Here is a 9,180-nt window from a genome sequence, read left to right on the forward strand (position 1 = left end):
CGGCTCCTGGCCCTCAACACGGCGATCTGGCACAACTGGGCCTGCGGAGCCGACAGGAAACGCTCGCTGATCCACTACGACCACACGGCCCCGCTGGCCAGCACGTAAAAGCACATCAACCATCTAGCGGCGTGAGTGGCCGAACAGCAGGCGGTAGGCGATCAGCAGCACCAGCGAGCCGCCGATGGCCGCGCCCCAGGTGGGCAGGTCGTAGAAGTCGTTCTGGACGGGCCGGTCCAGGAATCTCGCCGAGATCCAGCCGCCGACGAACGCTCCGGCGATCCCGATGAGCGTGGTCCCGATGAGGCCGCCCGGATCCCGTCCCGGCAGCAGTATCTTCGCCACGGCTCCGGCCAGCAGGCCGAGGATGATCCAGCTGACGATCCCCATGCCGCCCCCTCTCCCTCTCCTTCAGTGACACAGACCTTCAGTGACACAGCACAGGGACAGACGCGCGGGCCCCGCAGAAAGGTTCCACCCTTGCGCAACTGTCCGGTACGGAATGGTACGGCCGGTGCGGCCCGCCGGATGCGGGCCCGTGCCGCTTCGGGGACGCGATGAGTTCCGGGTCCGGTGGAGGTCCGTACCCCGAGAGGCCATCCACCCGTGTGCGAGAGGGAGAGCGTGCCATGGCAGTGATCGTCGCAGGGAAGGTGTACGTGGACCCGGCGGAGCGGGACGCGTTCGTCGCGGGGCACGGTGAGGTCGTGGCCCAAGGGCGCGCCCGGCCCGGCTGCCTCGACCTGTCGATCTCACCCGACCCGGTGGAGCCGGGGCGGGTGAACATCTTCGAGTACTGGGAGTCGCGGGAGGCGCTCGACACGTTCCGCGCGAACGCGCCCGTGCCGTCCGGCTCCGTCGAGATCGAGGAAGCGCAGGTCCTCAAGCACGACATCGCCCGCACCGGCCCGCCCTTCGACTGACCGCTACAGAAAGCTGACGTTCTGCGCGAGGGAGAGCCGGCTGGAGTAGTTGACGGTGTTGGTCGCGGACCGCATGTACGCCTTCCACGCGTCCGACCCGGACTCCCGCCCGCCGCCGGTCTCCTTCTCGCCTCCGAACGCGCCGCCGATCTCCGCCCCCGAGGTGCCGATGTTGACGTTGGCGATGCCGCAGTCCGAGCCCTCGGCGGACAGGAAGTACTCCGCCTCCTGCTGGTCCCGGGTGAAGATGCTGGAGGAGAGGCCCTGCGGCACGTCGTTGTGCAGCGCGACGGCTTCCTCCAGCGTGTCGTACGTCAGCACGTACAGGATCGGCGCGAACGTCTCCTCCCGTACCACGTCGAACTGCTCGGCGACGCGCAGCAGCACCGGCTCTGCGTACACCGCGCCGGGCGCGGAGTCGGCCGGCCGCCGCCCGCCGCCCGCGAGCACCTCGCCGCCGCGCGCCGTAGCCCGGTCGACGGCGTCCCGCATCGCGTCGTAGGAGCGCGGCGAGATGAGCGGGCCGACGAGGGTCTGCGGGTCGAACGGGTCGCCGATGGGCAGCTTCCGGTACGCGGCGGCCAGGCGCCCGGTCAGGGTGTCCGCGAGGTCGCGGTGGACGATCAGGCGGCGCAGGGTGGTGCAGCGCTGGCCCGCGGTGCCCGCAGCGGCGAACACGAGGGCCGGCACCGCCAGGTCGAGGTCGGCGGAGGGCGCGACGACGGCGGCGTTGTTGCCGCCGAGCTCCAGCAGGCTGCGCCCGAACCGGGCGGCGACGCGCGGGCCGACCTCGCGGCCCATGCGGGTGGAGCCGGTGGCGCTGACGAGCGCGACCCGGGAGTCGTCCACCAGCGCCTGGCCGGCGGCGCGGTCGCCGAGCAGCAGCCGGTGCACGTCGCGGGGCGCGCCGGTGTCCTCGGCGGCCCGCTCCAGCAGCCGGGCGCAGGCCAGCGAGATCAGCGGGGTCAGCTCGGACGGTTTCCACACCACGGTGTCGCCGCAGGCGAGCGCGACAGCGGTGTTCCAGGACCACACGGCGGCGGGGAAGTTGAACGCGGAGATGACGCCGACCACCCCGAGCGGGTGCCAGGTCTCGGCCAGCCGGTGCCCGGGGCGCTCGGAGGCGATGGTGCGGCCGTAGAGCTGGCGGGACAGGCCGACGGCGAAGTCGCAGATGTCGATCATCTCCCGGACCTCGCCGAGCGCCTCGGAGCGGATCTTCCCGGCCTCGATGGTGATGAGGTCGGCCAGCTCGTCCTGGTGCGCGCGCAGCAGGTCGCCGAGGCGGCGGACGAGCTCCCCGCGGCGGGGCGCCGGGGTGCCGCGCCAGGCCGGGAACGCGGCGCGGGCCGCGCCGGCGGCCTCCTCCGCGTCCGCAGCCCGTGCAGCGGGCAGGTCGAAGAGGTCCTCACCGGTGATGGGCGTACGGGCCCGGAGTCCGGCGCCGTCCGGGAGGGTGGCGCCGACCCGCTCCAGGCTCGCCTTCGCGCGGGCCCGCAGGTCCTCAGTGCCGGGGAGCGGGGTGCTGGTCATGGGACTCCTTGCGGTGCGGGTCGGTGCGGACGAGGGCGCCCGGGTCCAGACCCAGTTCGCCGGCCACCCGCGCGAGGGAGGCGTCCCGCTGCCGCGCGTAGTGGGTGAACGGGTCCAGGACCTCGCGGTCCAGGGCCCCGGAGAGCCAGGCGGCATCGTAACGGGCGCCCTCGCGGGCGGCGTTCCGGGCGCCCGTGCCGCTGAGGTTGGACTGGAAGATCCCGGCGGCGGAGCGGGGCAGGAAGTCCTCGTAGACGATCGGCTCGGCGCGCACCCAGCCGCCGGCCAGCAGCGCGTCCGGCGCTGCGGGCGGCCGGGTGCCGTCCCGGGGCCGGCCGGGCACCGTGTGGTACGTGAAGAAGCCCAGCCCCCGGGCGGCCAGCTCGCGTTCGGTGCGCGGCATATGCTCCTCCCACACGGCGCGGGCCAGCGCGCTCCGGGGCGTGTGCGGCTGGTCGGCGGCGTGCCGGTCGACGAGGGCGAGCAGGTCGTCGTAGCGGGCGCGGCCCTCGCGGGTGAGGGCGATGCCCCGGGCCTCCACCTCGCCGAAGCGCACCCGCAGCGCGCCGGTGACCACGGTTCCGTCCGGGGTGCGCAGCGCGCGGGGCTCGTCCAGGGCGCGGAAGGACGTCTGACGCAGCAGCACATCCGGGCCGGCCCAGGCGGGCGGGCCCTGGATGGTGTCGATCATCTCCACGCCGCGCGCCGTCATCCGCCGGTACAGCTCGTCGATGTCCAGGACGCGCGGGGTGAGGTGGTTGAGGTGGGTGCTGCCCACCCCGCCGATGTCCGCGGCGACGCCGGAGACCCGCTCCAGCGCCGCGTACCACGCCTGGTCCACCGGCTCAGGCGACAGCTCGAAGGACCCTACGGCCAGCCGCAGGAAACGCTCGGCGTCGGCCTCGGCCAGCCCGCCCTCCGCCGCCGCGCGGTCGGCCAGGTCGAGCAGCCGGGGCGGGAACAGCTCGCGTGCGGACAGGAAGGTCTCCAGCCGGGCGCGCAGCTCCTCGTCGAAGAACCGCGGGTCGGCGGAGGTGAGCAGGGAGGTGAAGACCCGGAACGGGTTGCGCTCCAGCTCCTCGCCGTCCACCGGGCGGAAAGCGGTGGAGACGACGGGAACCGCGCCGACGGCGGCCTCCCGCAGATCGTAGAAGCCGACCGGCCGCATGCCCAGGGCGCCGAAGACCCGGGCGACCTGGCGCAGCTCCCGGGGCGTGCCGACGCGGATGGCGCCGTGCCGCTCGGCGGTCAGCCGGCCCACGGAGCCCAGCCGCTCGGCGGCGGCGCCCCGGGCGCGCAGCACGTCCTCGTTGACCTCGCGGGAGACGTCCACCAGCGTGGTGTACGCGGGCACCTCCCGCCCGTACATCGCGGAGAGCCGCTGGGCGAAGGCGGCGCGCAGCCGCCACTGGGCGATCATCGGTGACGGTGCCTTTCGTCCGCCGGAGGAGCTCCGGCCACTCGTGAATGTTTTCGGTCCCGTGACCCATGGCCGTTCCCCCGAACGGTACGGTGCTGGCATGGATGACTCCAGTGACAACACCACTGAGGCGCATGGAGACTTGCTGACCCCCGTCAAGGCGGCCGCCCTGCGACTGCTCGGAAAGCTGGGCGCCGCCGAACTGTCCCTGGACGCCGTCGCCGAGGAGAGCGGCCGTTCCCGCGCCGACGTCGAGCGCGTCTTCGCGCACCGCGACGAGCTGCTGACCGCCCTCCTGATCGACGCCTACAACGAGTCGGCCGCCGCCATGGAGGACGCCGACCGCGCCGCCGCCGAGAGCGGCGCCACAGCGGGCGGGCGCTTCCTGGCCGCGGCCCGCGCGCTGCGCGCGTGGTCCATCGCCGACCCCGGCCGCTTCGCGCTGGTCTACGGCTCACCCGTGCCGGGCTACCACGCTCCCGCGGACACCGTCGGCCCCGCGTCCCGGATCCCCGCGGTGCTGGCCGGCGCCGTGCGGGGCGCGCTGGAGGCGGGCGAGCTGACCCCGCCCCGGCGGGCGGTGCCCGGCCCGCCGCTGGTGCGGCCGGAGGCCGTCGAACTGTTCGGCGGGGTGCCCGAGGCCCCCTACGGCGATCTCATCGAGCGCGGGATCGTGCTGTGGAGCAACCTGATCGGGCTGCTGGCGTTCGAGGTCTTCAGCCGCACCCACGACAGCGTCCGGGACCAGGCCGCCTTCTTCGACTACGGCATCGCCGTGGCGGCGGAGAGCGTCGGGCTCGACGTACCGCTGACCGAGTAGGCCAACCGTCGCGTACGCGGCATCCACGGGGACTCACTGGTGAACACCGTCAGAACCGTCTGCTTCCTCATCGCGGCCTTCGCCTCGTACTTCGCGCTCCTCTACCGGCTGTGCCAGGCGCACCGCAGCTGGCGCGACACCGCCTACCGCGGCCTGGTGATCACCCTGCTGCTGCAGTGCGTCACCTTCACCATGGGGGCCCTCGCACAGCAGGGCGACACCTTCCTGGGCGTCGGCAACCTCGCCATTCTGCTGATGCACCTCTCGGCGGTGACCTTCTGCGTCAGCGCCCAGATCATCCTGCAGCGGTGGGCCAGCGGCCAGGCGAGCGCCGCGCGGAAGGTGCGCGGCTGGCTGCTGGCGGGCGGCGCGCTGGACGTGCTGCTCGTGGTGCTGTTCCTGGTCGGGGACGGGCCGGACAAGCCGGCCGACGCCTTCAACACGGGCAGCGACCACCCGCTGATCCTGACCTATCTGCTGGTCTTCATCGTGTCCCAGGCGGTGCCCGTCGTCACGATCTTCCTGCAGTGCGGCCCGTACGCGCGGATGACCGACAAGCCCTGGCTGCGGCGCGCCCTGCGGTTGCTCTCCGCGGGCGCCGTGGTGCTGTTCCTGTACTGCCTGACCCGGACGGCCAACATCCTCAGCGCCGTGATCGGGGCCGAGCCGAGCGACGGGCAGCTCGCCGCCGCCTCGGTGTTCAGCGCGGTGGGCATCGCCATGGTGTCGGTCAGCATGACCATCTCGTCCTGGGGCCCTTCGCTGTCCAAGCTGGGCGCCTGGGCGCGCAACTACCGCTCCTACCGGGCGCTGTATCCGCTGTGGCGGGACCTGTACGAGTCGTCGCCGGACATCGTGCTGGAGCCCTCGGCGGCGTCCGCCGTGTCCGACCTGCGCTACCGGCTGCACCGGCGGGTCGTCGAGATCCGGGACGGATGGCGGGAGCTGCGCCCGTACATCGATTCCGCCTCCGCCTCCGACGGCTCCTCCTACGGCTCCTCCGACGGCTCCGCTCCCGCGCCGGCGGGTGAGGAGGACCGGCAGGCGTGTGCCGAGGCGGCGCAGATCCGGCAGGCGCTGCGGGCCAAGCGCGCCGGTGCCCGGCCCGGCGCCGGCCGGGCGGCCGGCGCCTTCGAGCACCGGGACGCGGAGAACTTCGACGCCGAGGTGCACTGGCTCGTCCAGGTCTCCCTGGCCTACCGCAAGCTGGACGGCACGCGGCAGGCCGACCGGGGAGCCGAGCCGGAGCTCGCACTCGTGGCCGACGTGGCCGACGTGGCCGACGGGGCCGACGGGGCCGTCGGCGTCCCCGACGGCGGTGCCGACGCCCGGCGGGACGGAGCACCGCAGGCCGGATCCGGCTCCGGTGCTCCCCGCTGACCGCCTGGTGCGGCGCGGGACGGTCAGCGCCCCGCGGCCGCGCGGCACCTCGAACGGGCTGTTGACAGGACCAGTCGGCTCAGCGGTCGCCGAGCCCGGCCCGGGACCTGGTGTCTCCATGCTCACCCCCGTAGGGCATGGAACGGTGCTGAGACGGTGCTCGTGTCTCGGCCCGGCCCGAGGCGCCGGTGCCGCGCCGACCCGTGCCGAGCGGAGCGGATGGCCGGGCCCCGCTCGGCGTGTCCACGACCTGCGTGGACTGGGCAGCGCTGCCAGATGCTGCCCGCTATCTCAACCTCCCCCGGTGGTGGTTGAGTTAGCTGTCAGCTATTGGCGGTACCCAGCCTCATGGATACCCGTGCGATTGTCAACGTCCGACTGGTCTGGGAGGGTTGAATGGCCTAGGGTGACGCCGAGTAAGGACGGGAGGGAACGCAGGGTGTCCGAGGCAGGAGATCGGCCAACCCTGTCGGTACGTCTGGACGACCTCTTCAGGACGGTTCGCCCCCAGGGCAGGCACTGGACCAACGCCGAGGTCGCAGCCGAGCTGAAGGAGATCAATCCGGATCTCCGGGTCGGCGGCGTCTATCTGTCCCAGCTGCGCACCGGCAAGCGGGCCAACCCCTCGCCGGATCTGCTGGCCGCGCTGGCCCGCTTCTTCGGGGTCTCCGTGGCGTACTTCTTCGACGAGCAGGTCGCCAAGTCCGTGCTCGCCGAGGTCTCGGCGGTGGAGGCCATGCGCCAGGTCGGCGTCCGCGCCGTCGCCATGCGCGCGGCAGGGATGCGCGAGGAGAACCTTCAGGCGATCACGGCCATCATGGACCAGTACCGCCAGATGCAGGGCCTCCCGCCCGTCACCGATTCGGTACCGCCCGCATCCGATCGGGAATGAGCGCACCATGAAAGGACGGCTGGCCGGCCAGCGGCGCCGCCAGCAGCTCAGGAAGCTCCGCAGAGCAGCCGCGCGCAGGATCGCCGAGCTGGGTCTGCCCCGGCTGGCGGATGTGGAGAGCCTCTGCCGCCACCTCAGCGAGGTCCGCGGCAGGCCGATCACCCCTGTCCCGCTGCCCATGCAGGCGGCCCAGCCGTGCGGGATGTGGCTCAGCGCCGACGACGAGGACATCGTCTTCTACGACGCCAACACCACCAGCGCCCACCAGGAGCACATCATCCTGCACGAGCTGGGCCACATCATCTGCCGGCACCGCGGCGCGGGCTGGGCCGAGGAGGAGAGCGCCCGCCTCCTCTTCCCGAACCTGGACCCGAGCCTGGTGCGCGACATGCTCAAGCGCGCCACGTACGACGACGTCCAGGAGCAGGAGGCCGAGGTCATCGCCTATCTGCTCGCCCAGCATGTCGGCGGCGCCGAGGGCGGTGACAGCGGTGACAGCGGTGACGGCGACGACGTCATCCAGCGTGTCGAGCGCACCCTGGAGTGAGGGAGTGCCCTGCTACGCAGGGGTGCCGGTTGCCTCCAGTTCCTCGGTCAGCGCCGCCACCGTCTCGGCTATCTCATCCTCCGTGTGCTCGCTCGTGACGAAGAACCGGAGCCGGGAGAGGCCCTCCTCCACCGCGGGGTGGAAGATCGGGTCGACCAGGACCCCGCGCGCGGCAAGCCGGTCGGCGAGCCGCAGCGTCCGCTCCGAGTCGCCCAGCACACACGGGATGATCGGGGTGTGCCTGCTGCTGCCCGTCGGCAGCCCGGCGGCGCCCGCCAGATCCAGGAACCGCTCCGCGTTCCGCCGCAGCGCGCGCACCCGGTGCGGCTCCGCGGCGATCAGCTCGGTCGCGGCCAGCGCCGCCGCCGCGTTCGCCGGGGTCATTCCGACGCTGTAGACGAACCCGGGCAGCGTGTGCCGCAGCCAGGCGATCAGCCGGGCCGAGCCGCCGAGATAGCCCCCGCAGCTCGCGAACGCCTTGGACAGCGTGCCCATCCACAGATCCACCCCGGAGCGGTCGACACCGAAGAACTCGCCGACCCCCCGGCCGTGCGCTCCCACGGTGCCGATGCTGTGCGCCTCGTCGACCAGCAGCAGCGCCCCGTACCGCTCCTTCAGTTCGATCACCCGGTCCAGCTCCACCAGGTCGCCGTCCATGCTGTACGCGCCTTCGACGGCGATCAGCGTGCGCCGGAACCGCGAGCGGTTCCGGCGGAGGATCTCCTCCAGCTGGTCGAGGTCGTTGTGCGCGAACGGGCGCCGCGCGGCGCCGGACAGCCGGCAGCCCTGGAGGATGCTGTCGTGCGCCAGCGCGTCGTGCACGATCAGGTCCTCGGAGCCGACCAGGTGCCCGACGGCCGTGACGTTGGTGGCGTGGCCGCTGACCAGCACGAGGCAGTCCTCGGTGCCGAGGAAGTCCGCCAGCGCCTGCTCCAGCCGCACGGTCAGCTCCCGCTCCCCGGCCAGCGGCCTGCTCGCCGACACGGACGTCCCGTACCGGTCCACCGCCTCCCGCGCGGCCCTGTTGACCTCCGGATGCCCGGACAGGCCCAGATAGTTGTAGCTGCCGAACGAGCGGTAGGCGCGGTCGCCGACCCGCGTGGTGTTCCCCACGGTCCCCTCGTGGACCCGGAAGTACGGGTTGTCGGCGCCGGAGCCGTGCAGCCAGTCCAGCCGCCGCTCGAACGCCCGCAGTTCGGGGAAGTCCGTCACCCGGCCCGACGCCGGGTCCCAGCCCGCCGGGTCCGCCTCCGCCTCCGCCTCCCTCGCCGGCTCCCGGGACGGCGCCGGGCGGGGGAGCGGGTCCCCGGCGGCGCCCGGGTCGGCCAGCGCGATGAGCTGCTGGACGGTGATGCCGGAGGAGTGGACGTCCTCGGCGGGGATGTCGGTGTCCGGCAGCCTCTTGCGGATGCCGGCCAGCAGGTCGTGCAGCATGAGCGAGTCGAACCCGAGGTCGTCCTCCAGCACGGACCGGGTGGTCACGCCGCCGGGCGGGAACACCCCCACCCGCGCCACCTCTTCGAGGACGACCGCTCCCACGTCCACCCGGCCCTCCCGGTCCGGGTGCTCCGGGCCGTCCGCCGTCCCCGTACCGCTGGGCCCGGCGGCGGAGGGCGCGGCGGCGGCGCTCCGGGCGGGCGTGAGGTCCCGGCGGGATATGTCGAC

Annotated in this window: 9 protein-coding genes; 5 read left to right on the forward strand and 4 right to left on the reverse strand. The window is 73.2% G+C overall.

What is annotated here, in order from left to right:
- Positions 1–123: 123 nt before the first annotated feature.
- Positions 124–390: a GlsB/YeaQ/YmgE family stress response membrane protein gene (locus G5C65_RS24650; protein WP_165301114.1), complete on the reverse strand. Its 267-nt coding sequence runs from the start codon at positions 388–390 to the stop codon at positions 124–126.
- A gap of 239 nt (positions 391–629) precedes the next feature.
- On the opposite strand from G5C65_RS24650, the gene G5C65_RS24655 reads away from it, so the two are divergent.
- Positions 630–923 (forward strand): putative quinol monooxygenase, encoded by a 294-nt coding sequence (locus G5C65_RS24655; protein WP_165301115.1) that lies wholly within the window; start codon positions 630–632, stop codon positions 921–923.
- Positions 924–926: 3 nt separating this feature from the next.
- Here G5C65_RS24655 and amaB read toward each other — a convergent pair whose 3' ends face one another.
- Together amaB and hglS are read right to left on the reverse strand one after the other, a co-directional pair.
- Positions 927–2,456 carry an L-piperidine-6-carboxylate dehydrogenase gene (gene amaB, locus G5C65_RS24660; RefSeq protein ID WP_165301116.1) on the reverse strand — a complete coding sequence of 510 codons (1,530 nt, stop codon included), beginning with the start codon at positions 2,454–2,456 and terminating at the stop codon, positions 927–929.
- Positions 2,428–3,876: a 2-oxoadipate dioxygenase/decarboxylase gene (hglS, locus tag G5C65_RS24665; protein ID WP_165301117.1), complete on the reverse strand. Its 1,449-nt coding sequence runs from the start codon at positions 3,874–3,876 to the stop codon at positions 2,428–2,430. The genes amaB and hglS overlap by 29 nt, the downstream gene beginning before the upstream one ends.
- A gap of 100 nt (positions 3,877–3,976) precedes the next feature.
- On the opposite strand from hglS, the gene G5C65_RS24670 reads away from it, so the two are divergent.
- The 4 genes from G5C65_RS24670 to G5C65_RS24685 all read left to right on the forward strand — a co-directional run bounded on the left by G5C65_RS24670 (position 3,977) and on the right by G5C65_RS24685 (position 7,515).
- The gene (locus G5C65_RS24670; RefSeq protein ID WP_165301118.1) at positions 3,977–4,696 is read left to right on the forward strand and encodes a TetR/AcrR family transcriptional regulator; all 720 of its coding nucleotides are present in this window, start codon (positions 3,977–3,979) and stop codon (positions 4,694–4,696) included.
- A gap of 39 nt (positions 4,697–4,735) precedes the next feature.
- On the forward strand, positions 4,736–6,076 hold the full coding sequence (locus tag G5C65_RS24675; protein ID WP_338146632.1) for an MAB_1171c family putative transporter: 1,341 nt from the start codon (positions 4,736–4,738) through the stop codon (positions 6,074–6,076).
- Between the two features lie 439 nt (positions 6,077–6,515).
- On the forward strand, positions 6,516–6,968 hold the full coding sequence (locus G5C65_RS24680; RefSeq protein WP_165301119.1) for a helix-turn-helix domain-containing protein: 453 nt from the start codon (positions 6,516–6,518) through the stop codon (positions 6,966–6,968).
- Between the two features lie 7 nt (positions 6,969–6,975).
- Complete coding sequence (locus tag G5C65_RS24685) at positions 6,976–7,515, forward strand: toxin (protein WP_165301120.1); 540 nt, start codon at positions 6,976–6,978, stop codon at positions 7,513–7,515.
- Positions 7,516–7,527: 12 nt separating this feature from the next.
- Here G5C65_RS24685 and G5C65_RS24690 read toward each other — a convergent pair.
- Positions 7,528–9,180, reverse strand: a 1,653-nt coding sequence (locus G5C65_RS24690; protein WP_165301121.1) for an aminotransferase class I/II-fold pyridoxal phosphate-dependent enzyme, incomplete at its 5' end; no start/stop codon positions are given.

The organism is Streptomyces boncukensis, from assembly GCF_011045075.1.
In the GTDB taxonomy this organism is placed as follows: Bacteria; Actinomycetota; Actinomycetes; order Streptomycetales; family Streptomycetaceae; genus Streptomyces; species Streptomyces boncukensis.

Bases quoted from the DNA above. Each gene is read 5' to 3' on its own strand.
- G5C65_RS24650 (WP_165301114.1), bottom strand. From the start codon at position 390: ATGGGGATCGTCAGCTGGATCATCCTCGGCCTGCTGGCCGGAGCCGTG.
- G5C65_RS24655 (WP_165301115.1), top strand. From the start codon at position 630: ATGGCAGTGATCGTCGCAGGGAAGGTGTACGTGGACCCGGCGGAGCGG.
- amaB (WP_165301116.1), bottom strand. From the start codon at position 2,456: ATGACCAGCACCCCGCTCCCCGGCACTGAGGACCTGCGGGCCCGCGCG.
- G5C65_RS24685 (WP_165301120.1), top strand. From the start codon at position 6,976: ATGAAAGGACGGCTGGCCGGCCAGCGGCGCCGCCAGCAGCTCAGGAAG.
- hglS (WP_165301117.1), bottom strand. From the start codon at position 3,876: ATGATCGCCCAGTGGCGGCTGCGCGCCGCCTTCGCCCAGCGGCTCTCC.
- G5C65_RS24670 (WP_165301118.1), top strand. From the start codon at position 3,977: ATGGATGACTCCAGTGACAACACCACTGAGGCGCATGGAGACTTGCTG.